The following is a 17,206-nucleotide window of genomic DNA, read 5'->3' on the forward strand; positions in this document are numbered from 1 at the left end:
GACCTCTATAGCTTACAATATGAAATAAGGATTACTGTAAAATATAATTTCTATCTCCTATTTTCTTAGATGGGATGTGATCACCATGACAAAAATCCAAGTCACACCGGAGCAGCTGGACAGCGTGGCTTCCCAATTTGCCAATGCCCACGGCACACTGTATAACCAGTTAAACGGCCTGGATAGCACAATGAACAGCCTTCACAGCCAGTGGGATGGTATGGAGAGGAACCGTTTTTATAATGACTATCGTACGGCTAAATATACACTTTCTTCTGTATTAAATAAGGTTCAATCCATTGAAATTGAGCTGAAAAGCATCGCTTCGAAGTTTAGAAATGTGGATGGTGAAAGCACACGTGGCTTCTGGACGGCCTTGGCAGCGGCGATGAACGCTAGCGCAGCGCTGGCGGGCAGTCGAGAGGCTGGGAATCATGGTGGAGATATCGCCAAGCCTCCAAAAAACATAGACGAATGGGATCAGGCAGACGCGGATAAATATCATCAATATGAGGAACTACTGAAAAACGCCGAGGCCATCGGCGACAAGCAGGTTATGCAGAAAATTCACGATCAGATGAATGTCCTGCGGCTGCAATATGAAGACTCAGTTACCCGTACAGATTACAATACAGGAGAAACCTCCAAGATCACATCCGATTCCCTTGTCGCCGTCACCGAACTGACAGGTAAAGACGGAAGCAAGACGGATATATCTATAGATAAAAAAGGGAATGTTGTGAGTTACGAGCAAAATACGGATAAATACGATTACTGGGTCCAGAAGCATACCCAATCCTCCGGAGAGCACGCTCTAGGTAAAACGGCCCAGACCGTCACCGGATATGGAATAGGTCTTATTTTGTCGCGTGGGGCTGGTGTTAGTGGAGCAGGTTCGGGCCTCGGTTCTGGCGTAGCCTCCGGCTGGGGGGAACACGTCGTCGGCATTGGTGGCGGCATGCTCAGTGACAAAGTACTTTTCTCTGTACCCGATGAGGGCGAAACCCGGACCATGATCTACCGAACGGATAAAGAAACGGGACATATTGAAAATATGGTCGTTGTCACCAAGGGTGAGAATGAAATGGAGTATCGCTATTGGGAGGATTATAACTAGGTCGTGAGCTGTGAACGATGATAACGTGAATAGGAGTATCTATAAAATCTACAGTCTTTTTTTCTGGAACAGGTGAGCGGCAGTTGGAAACTGTCAACTCGCTAGCTGGAGAAGTCTGTAGATTTTTTTGTTTACCAATTTTTTCGGAGTTGGTGAGAGGCACAGTGCTTCTGCTAAATCGGAAGGCTGTGCCTTTCTATCAACTCTACCATTTCACAGACTTGCAATTGGGGTACTAAATGATGGATGATGGAGGAGAGAGTTTTATGTAGAAAATAGGGCTAAAGATAGAGAGGATACCAATAATAAATAGATCGGATTTACCGTATTTTTGTATATTATTGTAGAAAAAGATCGTAATTCAGGTTATAGTAAAGGAAGAAATTAACTAGGATGCCTTTACCCAAATACGTAATTGTGGAGGGAAACATGAGTACATTTAAAAATTGGTTGAATACAACTAAAAAAGGACTTGGAGACCAAGTTAAGAAGTTTAAGAATAAAGATTTTATGGAAGCTGTTGTTGCAGGCTGTGCATTAGTAGCATTTGCTGACGGTACGATTAGTCCGGAAGAGAAAACAAAAATGGCCGGATACATAAATATCAGTGAAGAATTGAAAGTGTTTGATATGGGTGAGGTCATCAACCGTTTCAATCACTATGTAGCGAACTTTGAATTTTCACCTCAAATCGGTAAGCAGGAAGCACTGAAGGCGATTGGTAAATTGAATGGCAAGCCTGAAGTAGGCCGACTCGTCGTTGGCGTATGTAGTGCCATTGGTGCAGCTGATGGTGACTTTGATGCCAATGAGCAGCGAATTGTGGCTGAGATTTGCGGCGCGCTTGGTTTGAATCCGTCTGAATTTAGTCTGTAAATTTTACGGAAGGGAGGTGTGTTAATCAGTGGCTGTAATTAATCTGGTCAAGGGCCAGAAAATTGATTTGACCAAAGGCAACACAGGACTAACCAAGGTTATAGCTGGATTGGGATGGGACCCAGTGCAGTCCAAAGGATTTTTTGGCATCAAGAAGCAACCGAACATTGATTGTGATGCTTCTGCCATTTTGCTGGACGCAAACGGGAAACTGACTCAGTCGGACAATGTAATATGTTTCCACAATAAAAAAAGTCCATGCGGCTCTGTCGTGCATTCCGGTGATAATCTGACCGGACAAGGCGACGGTGATGATGAACAAATTGCGATTGACCTGGCACGTATTCCTGCCAATGTCGACAAAGTGCTTGTGGTTGTGAATATATATGATTGCGTAAACCGGAAACAGGATTTCGGCATGATCGAGAAGGCGTATATCCGTATTCTGGATGGTGCTAATTCCAAGGAACTGGTGACGTTTAATTTATCTGATAATTATGAGGGGCTGACCGCACTGGTCTGTGGAGAACTCTATCGTCATAACAACGAATGGAAGTTTGCTGCAATCGGTGAAGGAACCCATGCCGTACATATTGATGTGCTGGCTCAGCGTTATATGTAATTTTAGTTGCTCATACAAAACTTAATGTGAAAAGGGGTTCTTACTCATGGCAATTAACTTATCCAAAGGTCAAAAAATTGATTTGACGAAAACAAATCCAGGTTTGTCCAAAATCACGGTTGGTCTCGGTTGGGACACAAACAAATATGATGGTGGTAAAGATTTTGACCTGGACGTATCCGTATTTTTGGCTAATGCGGAAGGTAAAGTAGAATCCGATAAGAACTTTGTCTTTTTTAATAACCCACAAAATGAGAACGGTTCTGTCGTTCATACAGGGGATAACCGCACAGGTGATGGCGACGGAGATGACGAGCAAATTAAAATTGATTTGGGTAGCGTGCCAGCTAACGTTGAAAAGATCGCTTTTACGATTACAATCTATGAAGCACAAGAACGCAGCCAAAACTTTGGACAAGTGTCCCGTGCTTATGCTCGTATCGTAAACGAAGCAAACAATGAAGAATTGATCCGCTTTGATCTGGGAGAAGATTTCTCGATCGAAACAGGCGTTGTTGTAGGCGAACTGTATCGTCATAGCGGTGAGTGGAAGTTCAATGCCATTGGTAGCGGCTACCAAGATGGTCTCGCAGGATTGACGCGCGATTACGGTTTGGCATAAAAAAATCTATACAACGAAAGCAGGTATGCGGAATGACCATTAGCCTTTCCAAAGGACAACGTATTGATCTGACCAAAACGAATCCCGGCTTGACTCGTGTCGTTGTAGGTCTTGGATGGGATACGAATAAATACAGTGGTGGCGCAGACTTTGACCTGGATGCTTCGGCTTTCCTACTTTATGAAGACGGTAAAGCCAAAGCAGCGGATGATTTTGTATTTTACAATAACCCGACAGGCGGAGCAGGATCGGTTACTCATACGGGCGATAACCGCACAGGTGAGGGCGATGGGGATGACGAGCAAATCATCGTTGATTTCTCGAAGATTCCTGCGAACATCCACCGTATCGGGATCACGGTTACCATTTATGATTACGAGGCTCGCGCGCAAAACTTTGGTCAAGTGTCCAATGCTTTTGTACGTGTGGTAGATGCGGCAACAGATCGTGAAGTGCTGCGCTACGATTTGGGAGAAGATTTCTCCACCGAAACGGCCGTCGTATTCTGTGAATTTTACCGTCAGAATGCGGACTGGAAATTCCAGGCTATCGGTAGTGGCTTTGCTGGTGGATTGGGTGCGCTTGCTAAAAACTATGGCTTGGACGCTCAATAATATCCACTTGGGGTGGTGTCCATAGGGCGCTACCCTTTCTTTTTAAGCTATTACATTAGCGTACGCTGGCACATGACAAACCGACAGAAAGGTGACACAATCATGGCTGTTATCGTAGTAAAGGGACAGAAGGCGGATTTGACGAAAACAAATCCGGGCCTGACCCATGTCAACGTAGGGATTGGCTGGGAGTCCCCAGCGTCTCTGGAGCTGGATACTTCGGCATTTTTGCTGGGGCCTGGAGGAAAAGTATCGGGCGATGAGGACTTAATTTTTTATAACAATCCGACCACGCCCTTTATCACCTATTCAGACGGACAACAGTCCGGTGACAAAAAGCAATTTGCCCTTGATCTGACGCGAATTCCTGCAAATATTGAGAAGATTGCGTTTACGCTGACGATTTATGATGCGGATCAGAAACGGCAAAATTTTGGACAGGTTCAAGGTGGGTTCATTCGTTTTGCTCATCCGGTTAGCGGAGAGGTTTTGCGGTTTAATTTGGACAGTGGATTTACCGTGGAAACGGCGATTGTCATTGGTGAATTGTATCGTCATAACGGGGAATGGAAATTCAACGCGATTGGCGCAGGCTTTTCCGGTGGATTGGATGCGTTGTGCGTTAATTTTGGGATTGAAGTGGAAAATAATCCGGCTCCTCCCACGCCAGTGCCTACACCTCCGTCTCCAGCGCCTCGGCCAGCACCAACGCCGCCACCAGTACCACCTGCTCCGAAGCCAGAGCCATCTGCAACACCGGTGAATCTGAATCTGCGGAAAATTGAGCTGAAGAAGAAGGGCGATACCATCAACCTGAAAAAAGGCTCAGGCGGATTGGGTGAAATCCTGATCAATCTAAACTGGAACCAGGTGCAGCAAAGCAAGGGCTTTTTCAATCGCGGCTCCAAGGGTGTCGATCTGGATTTGGGCTGCTTGTATGAGATGAAGAACGGAGATAAAGGCGTTGTGCAGGCGCTCGGGGAAGTTTTCGGTTCTCTAGATCGCTTCCCGTACATTGCTTTGGATGGCGACGACCGTACAGGCTCTGTGAAAACAGGGGAAAATCTTCGCATTAATGGTGCTAAAATTTCTGAAATTAAGCGAATTTTGGTGTTTACCTTCATCTATGAAGGAGTCACGAACTGGTCACAAGCGGACGGGGTAGTCACGCTGTACCAGAAGGATGGGCCGGACATTATCGTTCACATGAATGAACATGACAATCGCAAAGGGATGTGTGCAATTGCCATGATTCAAAATGTAAACGATGAAACGTTCAGCATTGAAAGACTCGTGCAGTTCTATGGCGGTCATCGTGAGTTGGATCGGGCATATAACTGGGGCATGCGCTGGTCGCAGGGTAGCAAATAAATTGAATTATCGGAGGCACTCTTTTCATGTTGAATGATTTGTTTAAAAATATCAGCGAAAACTACGGCCATTTCTTTTCATGGAGTGATGTTGTAGCTACGCTTACTGATCCAGTGAGTTGGGGGATTATAGGAACTCTCATTTTGCTGGAAGGACTTTTATCGGCGGATAACGCCTTGGTTCTCGCAGTTATGGTTAAACACTTACCTAAGGAACAACAGAAGAGAGCCTTATTTTACGGGATTTTGGGTGCGTATATATTCAGGTTCTTGGCTATCGGTTTGGGTACATTCCTGATTAAGTTCACCCTGATTAAGGTACTGGGTGCGGCTTATCTGCTCTATATCGCTTATAAGGGCTTATTCAAGTCCGAAGGTGATGGAGAAGTGAAAAACAAACCTACTTCTTTTTGGAAAACCGTATTAATGGTCGAACTGATGGATATTGCCTTCAGTATTGACAGCGTCATTGCCGCTTTCGGTGTGAGCGAGAAAGTATGGGTTCTGTTCCTGGGTGGTATTCTCGGCGTTCTGATGATGCGTGGTGTTGCTCAAGTGTTCCTCAAGCTCATTGATAAATTTCCGGAACTGGAACAGACAGCCTTTATTATGATCGCCATTATCGGGGGTAAAATGCTGGCTGCTGCTTTTGGCTTTCATATGTCGCAGGTTTTATTCTTCGGCATTTTGATTGCTGTCTTTGTAGGCACAATGGTTATCAGCTCGGCGAAAAGAAAGAAAAAGGCCGACAAAGAGGCTTAATGTACAAAGTATAGCGAAATCCCTCCTGAAACTAAGGGGGGATTTCTTTTATACCCGAAGCACAGGGCTTCAGTCAGGCAAGAAAGAGCAAGAGGAGGGGAAGGGCCCTGAAATATTTTAATGATTTAACCTCTGAGGAAGTAGAAGCGATCTTTTATACTCCACCGTTGGAGTTTCATAACCGTTCTCCCAAAAGTATACTGGCTTATGCGATAGGAGCAGCTTTGTACATGCCCGCTACCCGCTCGGAAGTAGCAGAAGAGATCAAAAATGGAAAACATGAAGGGCTAACAACGGTCATTCTGGATCTGGAGGATGCTATAGGGGATCAGCAGGTCGGTCAGGCAGAACAATCGCTGGCACAGCAGCTGCTTCAACTATTGTCCTATGTACGGACGGGGATGATGAGTGAACAGCAATTACCTTTGTTATTTGTGCGTGTGCGCTCTGTGGAGCAGTTGGAACGGCTACTGAACGGTTTGGGTGAATCTTTGCCGCTGCTCACGGGCTTTGTTTTACCCAAGTTCTCTTCGGATAATGGACGGGCGTATTTTGCACTCATTGCCGAATATAACCGGAGTATGCATACAGGGGCAGGAAACGAAAGCAACATGCCTGTGCTGTACGGATTACCGATTCTTGAAAGCTCCAAAATCATTTATCGGGAAACCCGCTGGAAAGAGCTGCTGTCGATTAAGGAAATTTTAGACGAGTACCAGGAATATGTGCTCAATGTACGAATTGGGGCAACCGATTTCTCCAGTCTATATGGCTTGAGACGCAGCCCGGATATTACGATTTATGAAATTGCCGTCATTCGGGATTGCATCGCAGATATTATTAACTTGTTTGGACGCGTGGGCTCAAATTATGTCATTTCCGGTCCTGTATGGGAATATTTCTCTCACCGAGAACGTGTCTTTAAACCTCAATTAAGAGTGTCTCCTTTCGAAGATGCACTTGGAAAGCCGGGACGACACTTGCGGATGGACTTCATCTCAGATGCCGTAGACGGATTGATTCGAGAAGTCATGATGGACAAAGAGAATGGGATTATTGGCAAAACGATTATTCATCCCTCCCATATTAAACCGGTACAGGCCATGTATGCGGTGACACATGAAGAGTATATGGATGCACTTGAAATTGTTGAGCGTAACGACGGTAGTCTGGGTGTATTCAAAAGTACCTATGCCAACAAAATGAATGAAATTAAGCCGCATTTGAATTGGGCTCATCGTATTATCAATAGATCAAAAGTATACGGGGTGTTACATGAACAACAACATTTTGTCAGTCTCTTACCCAACCACGAAAACACATCTGCTGCCAATTTTGGAGCAGTTCAGCGTTAAAATTACGGAGACACATAATCCATTCCGCCTTCCTGTGGACAAGCTGTTTGCGATGGCGGCACGGGTCAACAAAAAACGTTCGTTTTTATTTGTCAGCAAGGTGCTGGGCAAGCATATTCCGGTAAACCCATACACCTCTCTGCTCAGTGGTGCGGCGCTGGCGATTCTACTATATAAGGAGCTTGTCCCACAAGCGGGACAACAAATGGATGAACTGATTGGAGAGGCCGTGAGAGGACTTCTTGACCCGGACTATGCGAAAGAGGCCTACCGAAAGCTGATGGATGAACGTTTAGCTTTTGCTTTTACGGAGCCGATCAAGTTTGTTGGTTTTGCCGAGACGGCTACAGCACTGGGACACAGCATGTATCGGTTGTTTGACGACGGAGCCTCGTATATTCATACGACGCGCGAGGATATTCCGGGCCTTCGGCCTATTATTCGGTTTGAAGAAGAGCATTCGCACGCTGTTGATCATCGTTGCTATGCACTGGATGAAGATGCTTTTGCGGGAGATGGCCCGATTGTGCTGGTAGATGATGAAATTACGACGGGAAAAACAACGCTTAATATCATACGGGATATTCAGGAGCATTTTCCGCGTAAACAGTATGTGATTGCTTCGTTATTGGATTGGCGGACAGACAGCGACGAACAGGCTTTCACTGATCTGGAGGCAGAGCTAGGCATTACCATTACGCCTTTAAGCTTGCTCAAAGGAAAGATTGAGGTACAGGGTGTACCGATCCTAGATCACGCAGCATATGCCGGACAGGCTGGGCACTCAGAACATGCAGCCACTAGCATGGCAGAGGTTAATAAAGACGCTTCTGGAATAATTGACCACCGTTTTGAAAAGGATACTTCCGGTTTTGAGCGGGTAGTACACAGTTCCATGTCAACAGACGGGTATGCCAATACAGCTCCTTATCTAAAATATACAGGCCGTTTTGGTCTACAATCCGCTGACAATTCAGCATTGGATGCAGAAATCACGCGTACAGCTGAACGACTGAACCAACTTCGTTCTGGGCAACGCACGCTGGTTATGGGCACGGGAGAATTCATGTACATCCCAATGCGGATTGCAGCAGAGCTAGGCCCGGATGTGTATTTTCAATCGACGACACGCAGCCCGGTGTATCCCCACAGAGAAGAAGGGTATGGCGTCGCTTGTGGGGTGACATATCCTTCGCCTGAGGACAGTACGGTACGCAATTTTATTTATAATGTAGACCCCGGCCAGTATGACGAAATATTCGTTTTGATGGAAAGGGAGTCAGACCCAGGGCGGATGAAACCCATGCAGGAAGCTTTGACCCGTCTGGGCTGCGATAAAGTGCATGTTGTTTATTTTAATGGGTTAACTAGTCAGGAGAGTAAAGGAGCGCGGATATGAAGCAAGCACTTATGGAGCAAATACAGCAGAAGAACATTCATCCGCCCGAACCGCTGGGCAGTTATCCTGCCTCGGATGTCACTTTTTTATTGAAGGATTTGAGCCGGGTTACGTTGGAAAAAGGGACGGAGGATCGTGAAGAGGCGATTCAGTCGGGAGTCCATTATTCAGAAATGCTGCCAGTGGAATATGAGCCGACAGCAGAGTATATTGCATTGTTTCACGAAACGCTTGCCCAATCTGCCAAAAAGGTTGCATTAGCGGCAGCTTCTGTGGCTGAGATGATTGTCAGGAAAAGAGGTCTGAACACGGCGATTGTTTCTCTGGCTAGAGCAGGGACGCCCATTGGTATCCTGATCAAGCGTTATATTGACTGGAAGTATAGCGTATCCTTGCCGCATTACAGCATTTCTATTATTCGTGGCAAAGGCATTGACCGGAATGCGATTTTATACATTTTACAGCAGCATGGGCTGGAGATTGAACTTCAGTTTGTCGATGGCTGGACGGGGAAAGGGGCGATTCGGCAGGTATTGATTGAGGCCTGTCGTGAGATGAACACGGATTATGGGTTGCGTCTAAATGATGATCTGGCGGTGTTGGCCGATCCGGGCAGATGTTCGGAGACCTTCGGTACACGAGAAGATTATTTGATCCCAAGTGCTTGTCTGAATTCGACTGTATCCGGTTTGATGAGTCGGACGGTATTACGCGACGATCTTATAGGCCCGGACGATTTCCATGGAGCCAAATATTATGAATCCTGGCGGTCAGTGGATCAGTCTAATACGTTTGTGGATACGATATCCGGGTACTTTCAAGACGTGGCTGAAACAGCAGTTGCATATGCAGAACAAATGACATTGAATCCGCCTGCGGTGACATGGCAGGGCTTACGGGATATAGAGGCGATTCAGCAAGCATTTGGTATTCGGGATATCAATCTGGTCAAGCCCGGAGTGGGGGAGACGACTCGTGTACTGCTGCGCAGGGTGCCGTGGAAAATTCTGATTGACCGCGAAGATAATCCGAATCTTCAGCATATTATGCTGCTGGCCAAGGACCGTGGAGTGCCTGTAGAGGTATTTGAAGGATTGACTTATTCCTGCTGCGGAATTATCAAGCCGCTCAAGGGGGGACAAGAATGATCTACGCAAGTGATTTGGATCAGACACTGATTTACTCCAAACGTTCGCTTGGCGTGCCGCTGGAGTCCCCTGGGCTGTTGCCTGCGGAACAGATAGACGGGGCAACGTCGGCTTTTATTTCTGAACAAGCCCTGCAATGGCTAAAGACACTGCCTGAAGATGTGATGTTTATGCCCGTGACGACTCGGACGATAGAACAGTATAGACGAATCACTGTGTTTCAGACGGAGTTGGTTCCTGCATATGCCGTGACGAGTAATGGTGGAAACATCATCGTCGGAGGCGAGGTGGATCGAGAGTGGAATCGGCGTATTCATGAACAAGTACGCCGTGATGGTGCTCATGCGGAAGAAGCACGTCAGGTGTTCGGACAGGTGCTGCATGAAGACTGGGTCGTAAACGAGCGCTTTTGCGATGAGTTATTCTATGCTTTCATGATAGAACGGGATCGTATGCCGCTGGAACAGGTGCTGGAGAAGGCGCGAATCATGCGTGAAATGGGCTGGGAGGTATCCATTCAAGGTCGTAAGGTGTATTTGGTACCTGCGGCCGTGAATAAACAGGCAGCCGTGGAGCACATCCGCAATCTCACGAATGGAGGGGCCGTGGTTGCGTCCGGTGACTCTTTGCTAGACCGTTGTTTGCTGGACTATGCCGATTATGCGATTGCTCCGCGTCATGGTGAATTGTATCGGGAACAGCTGCGGGATAAGCTGGAGGTCAATTACCGTTTTACAGAAGTGTCGGGGGTTTATGCAGCGGACGAAATCATGGCGTATGTTCATGCAATACACCAGAGTGTGTTCGCAGCTCAAACTTCATTTTCAGAATAGATAGGGGACGTGGCTCTGTGAAGAAGGTTAAGGTGTATTTTAACCGCTGGTTTTCAGTGGCGTATCATTATATGAATGCTATTCGTAACAATGAGGACGGTATTCCGTTCGATATCTATGCGACGCACTCTGATCCGCAGCACATGGCGCTACAGGCCAGTGATATAGCTGAAGTAGAGCCTCGCATCAGTGGTGTGGAGTACGCACGGTTTTGCGCTGATTTTTGCAGGCGGCACGGAATTGATGTCTTTATCCCACGGTGGAATATGCTCGATATTAGCAAGCATCTTTATTTGTTCGATGATATTGGGACAAAAGTAATGGTATGCCAAGATACCGAACTGCTGGAGCAACTGATGGAAAAGGATCTGTTTTATGAATCCATTCGTCAAAAGAATATTGTCACGATTCCCGACTATGCCATTGCCAGCAATGCCGAGCAGTTTAAACAGGCTTATGAGTCGTTAATAGCACTTGGGCATAAGGTATGCTTCAAGCCATGTAATGCAGAAGGTGGGATGGGCTTTCGTATCATTAACAATGAACGTAATCCGCTGGAGGAGCTGTTCGGCCATGCGCTGAATCATGTTTCGTTCGAGGAAGCACATCGCGTATTGTCATCCACAGAATCATTTCCCAATCTGATGGTGATGGAGCTGCTGGAGGGATACGAATACAGTATTGACTGCCTGGCTGACCGGAACGGAAAGCTGCTAGCGGCAGTTCCACGTAGGAAGGCAGGAGGACGATTACGGCTGCTGGAGCAGCATCCCGAGCTGTTGGAGGTGGCACAGAAGGTCGCTGAGGCGTATCACATTCCGTACAATTATAACATTCAGGTAAAATATAACGGCGAGCATGCCAAGTTGCTAGAGATCAATCCGCGGATGTCCGGAGGACTTCATGTATCATGTTTGTCGGGTATCAATTTTCCTTATCTAGCGGTGAAATCGGCTTTGGGTCATGAGATCTGTTCACTTCATCCACAATACGACATTTTAGCCAGTCATATCGAGCAGCCAATCACCATACGTAAATCCGTACATTGACACACACAAATATTGTTTTCTACAATATGGTAAGGGTTTACGTCAGGAGGTACAAGCTATGACGTCAAAAATGTGGGGTGCCACGATTGCTGTGGTTAGCTACCTGATTGCGCTTTTACTAAGTTTTTGGTTGCCATTGTTTGTGTGTTTGGCGATTCCAATCATTGGTTTGGGAGGATACAGCGCCATCATAGCTGTTCGCCATCCTCGCCCCAATCTGACCGGTTCCGTGATTCCGGTGGTGCAGGAGCAGGTCGGTGAGACACAGCAGCATGAAAAGGAAGCTGCCGTTCGACCGGAGTCTATGACAGGACAAGTTCGTCAACCAGATCAGGTGAGTAGTGAATTTGCTCAGGTGATGGAGTATTTAGAGGTACTGGAGGATATGGTGATCTCCGAGGGACAGAAGGATGCGCTTGATAACGAGATTGTCGAGAAGGCGCTGGCTCTATTTGCACGTTTGCAGCGGGTCATTCCGCTTTTGCATGAACTGAACAACAGCGAAGTGAATCATACGGTTCGGAGATTGATTTTGAAGGATTTGAACGGAATGATTAACCCGTTTCTTCGGCTCAGTGGCGATGCGAAGCGGACCAACCGGAGGACGTTATTAAACGGATTACGGGATGTAGACAGCAAAATATCGGTAATTGTGTCCACGGTGGAGCACAAGGATCTGCTGGAATTACAGAGCAAAGCGGAGCTTATTCACCAGCGATATAGCAGTTCCGAATTGTAGGCGATTTTTTGAGAAAATAAAAAAAGTAGCAGAATAGCTGCTCTGAATAACAACGATTAGACTTGGGTAACAGTTGTTTTCAGAATAGGAGGTAGCGTATGGTGACCCCATGGGCTGAATTGAAAAAAGAGGATGAACAAAAGGTGACTGAGGAGGCTTCACAGCTGATTCAGAAGGTATCACAAAGCGATGTCATGAGCCTGGATACCTTAATGGATGATATCGGTAAGCTGGGGGTTAAAACGCAGGAACGTGCGGGGCAGACCCTTAAAATGCTGGATCGTCCGGTAAACGACCTCATGTCCGGTGATCGGGCTGAGGTATCCAATATGATCTTAAAGCTACGTGATGAATGCGAAACGCTCCAGCAGAGCAAAAATATGAGTTTTTTTGGCAAGCTGCTGCGTAAAAGCCCGTTAAAAAACTACATTTACAAGTATCAGTCGGTGAAGACGAACATCGAGAGAATCATTACTGCCTTGAGAGATGGTAAGGATAATCTGGAAGAAAACATCGTCAGCATGAGACAGTTGAAGAAGGCTTCCATTGAAGAAATCTACAATTTACAGACGAAGATTGCCTTTGGTAATCGCTTGAAAGAACTGTTTGAGACCGAGATTGCCAAGCCGGAAAACGAAAACCGTAAGCCTCATCTGGAGCGGGGATTACGCAAGGTGGTTACTCGTACGCAGTCAATGACTGAAATGATTTTATTATACAATCAGGCGATTGCAGCAACGGATATTATTAATGATAATAATGATAAACTGATTGATTCTGTAAATAATGCGATTGATAAAACATCGAATCTGATCACTGTATCGGCTATGATCGCGATGGCGCTGGCAGATCAGGATAAAATCATTTCAGCCGTCGATGCGACCAACCGTACCATTGAAGATCAATTCAAGGAAAATGCGAAGCTTCTCAAAACGACGACCGAGAGAACGACAGATCTGCTTAGCAAGCCTTCTATGTCACTGGAGGCTGTGAATCAGGCGATTGGTGATTTGGTATCTGCTTTGGATCTGTCTGAAAAATCAAACCGTCGGATTATTGAAAGCTGCCACGATTATACAAGTAAAATGACAGCAATCAATGCCAACCTTAGCCAACGTCTGGGGATCGAAGGGAAAGAACCATCCAAACCGCTGAAGGATAGCAATTCCTCTGAGGGTCTAAGCTCGTTTTTGAACTGATGACAATGTAGAATAATAGACCCAATCTATGAAAAAGACGCCAGGATGACTCCGAAAGGCGTCTTTTTTTGGTTTGGCAGCAGCTAATAAAGGACATGATGAACATACATAGCATTCTCGTGCATAAACTCTTAAAAAGCGAATGACAAAAGGAGAGAGCGAGCGTATGATGTCCTTTATTTTAGGGTGTGTGATTGTCTATTTACTCGTGGCTGTCAGTAGCGAAAAAGCAGATTCAATTGTGGAGTTAAATGATTCTGTGAAATAAAATTTTTTATTGAAAATCATGCATTTTCTGATAGGATAGAGTTAAATATTGGAATCCCAAAGGAGAATGCATGCTGGAATTTTCATTTGAAATCATCGACGAATCGAAAATCAACATTGTATATCAGTATGGAAGCAGTAGCTTCAATTTTAATTTATTTTTTAACTACGGTGTGTGGACGCTGCATCCTTTTGACGGGATTCTACTGCAGAACAAGGAAATGTGCCGTCTGATCGTTACGGATCTGTTTAAGAACAAAGATTTTCATGTCATGCTGGCGCGCGAAAATATTTTATTATCAACCTTGCGTACCTCTATTGATCTCAATCCCGAAACTCGGGGAGATCGATATCAGGAACAGGAATTTGATGAGCTGTCTGATTTTGCTGAGACACACAGCTTTGAAGAGGTACTGCAAATCGAGCAGGATTCCGTCCGCGAGCGTATAGATTTCTTCCAAAACATCATTCAAAAAATGTATATGGAAGGATTCGGCCCGGAAGACAATGATTTTAACAAGGTACAAGCTATTCTTCGCATTTATAAGGCTGCACATGACCAACTCGGAGAATTGAGCGACTTTCCCCTGAGAGGCGACGAACGACGCAGATGGTAGACTAGACGGGCTAGGGTATACATCATAGAGGAGCGTGGGGAACATGAGCAGTATTTCTATAACAAAAAAAAGTATAAAAATCAGATTATCTGCATAAACACTGGATTTACAAATGCTATTCAAAGATTAGTTAATCCATTTTACCACTAATTTACTACTTTTGGATGAGTCTTGATACGACGAAATATCCTAGAAAAGTGAAGAACAGTAAAAGATACTTCCATTACGAAAATTGAATATGTAATAGATGGACACTTCAAAATTGGGGTGTCTATTTTTGTGTTCACCATTAAAACAAAGGAAAGGAGATTTGTTTCATTGAATGAACAGGAAATATACGAAGATAAGGTAATGGAATGGATTGACGATCATTTTGTACTAAATGAGATTGAAATTGAAGACTATCCATTTTTTCTTCATGGGAAATTAATTCGTGATAAAAAAGGAGAAACAATGATTGTGTTTTGGTGTGTGATTTATGGACGTGTCGATTATCGTTTTCAAGACACATAAGGAGTGATTGCTCAAGCAGATGTTTTACTCTCGTTCCGCTCTCTGCTACCTGTGTTTCTCTATTGATTTATAAGGAAAATTAAAAACAAGAAAAGAGGTCTGTATTATGGAATTAAAATATGTCATTCCCAACATGGAAAAAACATTTGGCAACTTAGAATATGCAGGAGAAGGAAAGGTTGAACAGCGACGAATCAATGGTCGCATGACGACACTATCTCGCAGTTATAATCTGTATTCTGATATTCAACGAGCAGATGATATTGAGGTCGTTCTCCCTAACGAAGCTGGCGAAAAATTTTTCGAGCATGAGGATAGAATTAAATTAGTTAATGCAAAAATTATCGCAGAAGGCTATAAAATTGGGGATCGTGGTTTTACAAATTATATCTTACATGCTGATGACATGGTAAAAGGATAGGAGGAAAAAAATATGAGATTGGCACAAGGCATTGTTATTGATAAAGCTCTGACATTTGGATTATTAAAGTTTTCCGCCTTACGAAGAGAAGTTTTTCTTCAAAATGAAGATGGTACGGTGTCAACAGAAGTGAAAGAACGAACCTATGATTTAAAATCAAGGGAACAAGGACGCATGATACAAGTAAGCATTCCTGCTTCTGTTCCACTAAAGGATTTTGATTATAACGCAGAAGTAGAATTAATTAATCCAGTGGCAGATACCGTATCTACCGCAACTTTTCGAGGGGCAGACGTAGACTGGTATATAAAGGCTGACGATGTTGTATTGAAAGGACAACAAAAAACCTCCTCAAAAGCCGAAAAAAGAGCCACTGGAAAATGAAAAATAGGAATCACTTATGAAAAAAATGCAGCTTATTATCAAAGAAGTATCGAAAGAAGAAGCCATTTGTTTTATTCGACAATATCATTACTCTAAAATTATCCCTAAGTTGTATAAATACTTCTTAGGGATTTTTTCAGAAGAAAAGCTGTTAGGTGTTGTGGAGTTAGGTTGGGGTACACAGCCCTTACAAACCATCCGCAAACTCTTTCCAAACACCAACCTGAAAACGAAAGATTATTTAGAGGTTGGCAAAATGTGTTTTCTACCTGAAATGAATCAAAATAATTATTTTGGCAGTCGCACTCTTTCGGCACCGATGAAGTGGTTGAAACAAACAACATATAGATTTATGTATACATGCCTTCGAAAACGATATATGCGAACAAAAAATCTTTACAGATAGTATGTCTGTTGATGAAATTGTCGAAACCATTTCTAAAATGTCTAACATAGGGCTTGAAAGCGATAAAAGAAAAAGGCTGAAAAAGTGGATTGATAGAACAGCAATCACAATTCGTCATATTCGGAAATAATACTATATTTTTAACGGAGGCTATAATGCAAAAAGTAGATTGGGTGTTATGTCCTGTTTGTAATAACAAGACCCGAATTAGGGTTCGCGATGATACGATACTTGAAAACTTCCCACTATTTTGCCCAAAGTGCAAACAGGAAACACTAATCAATATTAGACAATTAAATGTGTCAGTTATCAAAGAGCCAGACGCAAAGACGCAGAGCCGATAATTTGAGGTTAATATATCTCATATTATCGGCTCCTTTTATAAACAGTATTGCGATAGAAGTTTTTCTCATTCCTTTATAGTCGGCTTAAATTTGCTTCACTAATAATGCCTTTTTCTAGAACAGTAGCTTTATCGCCATACTCTTTAATTAAATGTTTTCCGCCCCAATCACATAGAGAATCTAAAATTGGCTTTAAGCTCCAGCCGTACTCACTTAACTCATATTCTACTTTGGGAGGAATTTGATTATAGATAATACGATTAATAATACCGTCATCCTCTAGTTCACGTAATTGCTGCGTAAGCATTTTCTGAGTAATTTTTGGCATAAGCCGTTTTAATTCACTAGTTCGTTTCTTCCCACGTACTAGGTGGGTTAAGATTACACATTTCCATTTACCGCCAATGACTTCTAATGTTGTCTCGATGGTTATATTGTAATTTTTTTCTTGCAATAGAATCATCTCCTTTTATAGGTGCTTTAAAGTACCTATAGTACTTTGAAGTGTCTATAGTACTTTGAAGTGTCTATATTACTTTAAAGTGCGTT

20 protein-coding genes and 1 pseudogene are annotated in these 17,206 nt (G+C 44.2%); 20 read left to right on the forward strand and 1 reads right to left on the reverse strand.

Annotated features, from left to right (window positions below):
• The first annotated feature begins 85 nt into the window (after nt 1–85).
• From NLX74_RS19155 to NLX74_RS19250, 20 genes and pseudogenes are all read left to right on the forward strand, one after another.
• Complete coding sequence (locus tag NLX74_RS19155; RefSeq protein ID WP_254329666.1) at nt 86–1,117, forward strand: WXG100 family type VII secretion target; 1,032 nt, start codon at nt 86–88, stop codon at nt 1,115–1,117.
• Between the two features lie 429 nt (nt 1,118–1,546).
• On the forward strand, nt 1,547–1,993 hold the full coding sequence (locus tag NLX74_RS19160) for a tellurite resistance TerB family protein (RefSeq protein ID WP_013308968.1): 447 nt from the start codon (nt 1,547–1,549) through the stop codon (nt 1,991–1,993).
• Between the two features lie 28 nt (nt 1,994–2,021).
• Nucleotides 2,022–2,615 (forward strand): TerD family protein, encoded by a 594-nt coding sequence (locus NLX74_RS19165; RefSeq protein WP_235307414.1) that lies wholly within the window; start codon nt 2,022–2,024, stop codon nt 2,613–2,615.
• A gap of 46 nt (nt 2,616–2,661) precedes the next feature.
• Nucleotides 2,662–3,237, forward strand: coding sequence for a TerD family protein (locus NLX74_RS19170; protein ID WP_044646587.1), 576 nt, complete (start codon nt 2,662–2,664; stop codon nt 3,235–3,237).
• 32 nt (nt 3,238–3,269) lie between these two features.
• On the forward strand, nt 3,270–3,851 hold the full coding sequence (locus tag NLX74_RS19175) for a TerD family protein (RefSeq protein WP_023987194.1): 582 nt from the start codon (nt 3,270–3,272) through the stop codon (nt 3,849–3,851).
• A 102-nt stretch (nt 3,852–3,953) separates the two neighbouring features.
• Nucleotides 3,954–5,222 (forward strand): TerD family protein, encoded by a 1,269-nt coding sequence (locus tag NLX74_RS19180; RefSeq protein WP_254329667.1) that lies wholly within the window; start codon nt 3,954–3,956, stop codon nt 5,220–5,222.
• A gap of 26 nt (nt 5,223–5,248) precedes the next feature.
• Entirely contained in the window at nt 5,249–5,983 is a 735-nt protein-coding gene (locus tag NLX74_RS19185) for a TerC family protein (RefSeq protein WP_023987196.1), read from the forward strand.
• Between the two features lie 167 nt (nt 5,984–6,150).
• The gene (locus tag NLX74_RS19190; protein WP_254329668.1) at nt 6,151–7,338 is read left to right on the forward strand and encodes an HpcH/HpaI aldolase/citrate lyase family protein; all 1,188 of its coding nucleotides are present in this window, start codon (nt 6,151–6,153) and stop codon (nt 7,336–7,338) included.
• A 52-nt stretch (nt 7,339–7,390) separates the two neighbouring features.
• Complete coding sequence (locus NLX74_RS19195) at nt 7,391–8,737, forward strand: phosphoribosyltransferase family protein (protein ID WP_254329690.1); 1,347 nt, start codon at nt 7,391–7,393, stop codon at nt 8,735–8,737.
• Nucleotides 8,734–9,885 carry a cysteine protease StiP family protein gene (locus NLX74_RS19200; RefSeq protein WP_254329669.1) on the forward strand — a complete coding sequence of 384 codons (1,152 nt, stop codon included), beginning with the start codon at nt 8,734–8,736 and terminating at the stop codon, nt 9,883–9,885. The genes NLX74_RS19195 and NLX74_RS19200 overlap by 4 nt, the downstream gene beginning before the upstream one ends.
• On the forward strand, nt 9,882–10,718 hold the full coding sequence (locus tag NLX74_RS19205; protein ID WP_250267543.1) for an HAD family hydrolase: 837 nt from the start codon (nt 9,882–9,884) through the stop codon (nt 10,716–10,718). Before NLX74_RS19200 ends, NLX74_RS19205 begins: the two co-directional genes overlap by 4 nt.
• A 17-nt stretch (nt 10,719–10,735) precedes the next feature.
• Complete coding sequence (locus tag NLX74_RS19210) at nt 10,736–11,767, forward strand: ATP-grasp domain-containing protein (protein ID WP_254329670.1); 1,032 nt, start codon at nt 10,736–10,738, stop codon at nt 11,765–11,767.
• 58 nt (nt 11,768–11,825) lie between these two features.
• Nucleotides 11,826–12,506 carry a hypothetical protein gene (locus NLX74_RS19215; RefSeq protein ID WP_254329671.1) on the forward strand — a complete coding sequence of 227 codons (681 nt, stop codon included), beginning with the start codon at nt 11,826–11,828 and terminating at the stop codon, nt 12,504–12,506.
• 98 nt (nt 12,507–12,604) lie between these two features.
• The gene (locus NLX74_RS19220; RefSeq protein WP_235307421.1) at nt 12,605–13,705 is read left to right on the forward strand and encodes a toxic anion resistance protein; all 1,101 of its coding nucleotides are present in this window, start codon (nt 12,605–12,607) and stop codon (nt 13,703–13,705) included.
• 338 nt (nt 13,706–14,043) lie between these two features.
• Complete coding sequence (locus tag NLX74_RS19225; protein WP_061831749.1) at nt 14,044–14,589, forward strand: hypothetical protein; 546 nt, start codon at nt 14,044–14,046, stop codon at nt 14,587–14,589.
• 318 nt (nt 14,590–14,907) lie between these two features.
• Nucleotides 14,908–15,102, forward strand: a complete 195-nt coding sequence (locus tag NLX74_RS19230; protein WP_254329672.1) for a hypothetical protein — start codon at nt 14,908–14,910, stop codon at nt 15,100–15,102.
• Between the two features lie 106 nt (nt 15,103–15,208).
• Nucleotides 15,209–15,523: a YdcP family protein gene (locus tag NLX74_RS19235; protein WP_254329673.1), complete on the forward strand. Its 315-nt coding sequence runs from the start codon at nt 15,209–15,211 to the stop codon at nt 15,521–15,523.
• Between the two features lie 12 nt (nt 15,524–15,535).
• Nucleotides 15,536–15,907 carry a YdcP family protein gene (locus NLX74_RS19240; RefSeq protein WP_254329674.1) on the forward strand — a complete coding sequence of 124 codons (372 nt, stop codon included), beginning with the start codon at nt 15,536–15,538 and terminating at the stop codon, nt 15,905–15,907.
• Nucleotides 15,908–15,923: 16 nt separating this feature from the next.
• Nucleotides 15,924–16,268 (forward strand): annotated as a pseudogene (locus tag NLX74_RS19245) (Mom family adenine methylcarbamoylation protein); the annotation flags it as partial.
• Nucleotides 16,269–16,468: 200 nt separating this feature from the next.
• Nucleotides 16,469–16,657 carry a cysteine-rich KTR domain-containing protein gene (locus NLX74_RS19250; RefSeq protein ID WP_254329675.1) on the forward strand — a complete coding sequence of 63 codons (189 nt, stop codon included), beginning with the start codon at nt 16,469–16,471 and terminating at the stop codon, nt 16,655–16,657.
• Between the two features lie 73 nt (nt 16,658–16,730).
• Here the strand turns inward: NLX74_RS19250 and NLX74_RS19255 are convergent, their stop codons facing one another.
• Nucleotides 16,731–17,111, reverse strand: a complete 381-nt coding sequence (locus NLX74_RS19255) for a winged helix-turn-helix transcriptional regulator (protein WP_302057573.1) — start codon at nt 17,109–17,111, stop codon at nt 16,731–16,733.
• Nucleotides 17,112–17,206 lie beyond the last annotated feature (95 nt).

The organism is Paenibacillus sp. MZ03-122A (assembly GCF_024213325.1).
Lineage (GTDB): Bacteria > Bacillota > Bacilli > Paenibacillales > Paenibacillaceae > Paenibacillus > Paenibacillus polymyxa_B.

Bases quoted from the DNA above. Each gene is read 5' to 3' on its own strand.
- NLX74_RS19155 (WP_254329666.1), top strand. From the start codon at position 86: ATGACAAAAATCCAAGTCACACCGGAGCAGCTGGACAGCGTGGCTTCC.
- NLX74_RS19160 (WP_013308968.1), top strand. From the start codon at position 1,547: ATGAGTACATTTAAAAATTGGTTGAATACAACTAAAAAAGGACTTGGA.
- NLX74_RS19170 (WP_044646587.1), top strand. From the start codon at position 2,662: ATGGCAATTAACTTATCCAAAGGTCAAAAAATTGATTTGACGAAAACA.
- NLX74_RS19175 (WP_023987194.1), top strand. From the start codon at position 3,270: ATGACCATTAGCCTTTCCAAAGGACAACGTATTGATCTGACCAAAACG.
- NLX74_RS19180 (WP_254329667.1), top strand. From the start codon at position 3,954: ATGGCTGTTATCGTAGTAAAGGGACAGAAGGCGGATTTGACGAAAACA.
- NLX74_RS19185 (WP_023987196.1), top strand. From the start codon at position 5,249: ATGTTGAATGATTTGTTTAAAAATATCAGCGAAAACTACGGCCATTTC.
- NLX74_RS19195 (WP_254329690.1), top strand. From the start codon at position 7,391: ATGGCGGCACGGGTCAACAAAAAACGTTCGTTTTTATTTGTCAGCAAG.
- NLX74_RS19200 (WP_254329669.1), top strand. From the start codon at position 8,734: ATGAAGCAAGCACTTATGGAGCAAATACAGCAGAAGAACATTCATCCG.
- NLX74_RS19205 (WP_250267543.1), top strand. From the start codon at position 9,882: ATGATCTACGCAAGTGATTTGGATCAGACACTGATTTACTCCAAACGT.
- NLX74_RS19215 (WP_254329671.1), top strand. From the start codon at position 11,826: ATGACGTCAAAAATGTGGGGTGCCACGATTGCTGTGGTTAGCTACCTG.
- NLX74_RS19220 (WP_235307421.1), top strand. From the start codon at position 12,605: ATGGTGACCCCATGGGCTGAATTGAAAAAAGAGGATGAACAAAAGGTG.
- NLX74_RS19225 (WP_061831749.1), top strand. From the start codon at position 14,044: ATGCTGGAATTTTCATTTGAAATCATCGACGAATCGAAAATCAACATT.
- NLX74_RS19235 (WP_254329673.1), top strand. From the start codon at position 15,209: ATGGAATTAAAATATGTCATTCCCAACATGGAAAAAACATTTGGCAAC.
- NLX74_RS19240 (WP_254329674.1), top strand. From the start codon at position 15,536: ATGAGATTGGCACAAGGCATTGTTATTGATAAAGCTCTGACATTTGGA.
- NLX74_RS19250 (WP_254329675.1), top strand. From the start codon at position 16,469: ATGCAAAAAGTAGATTGGGTGTTATGTCCTGTTTGTAATAACAAGACC.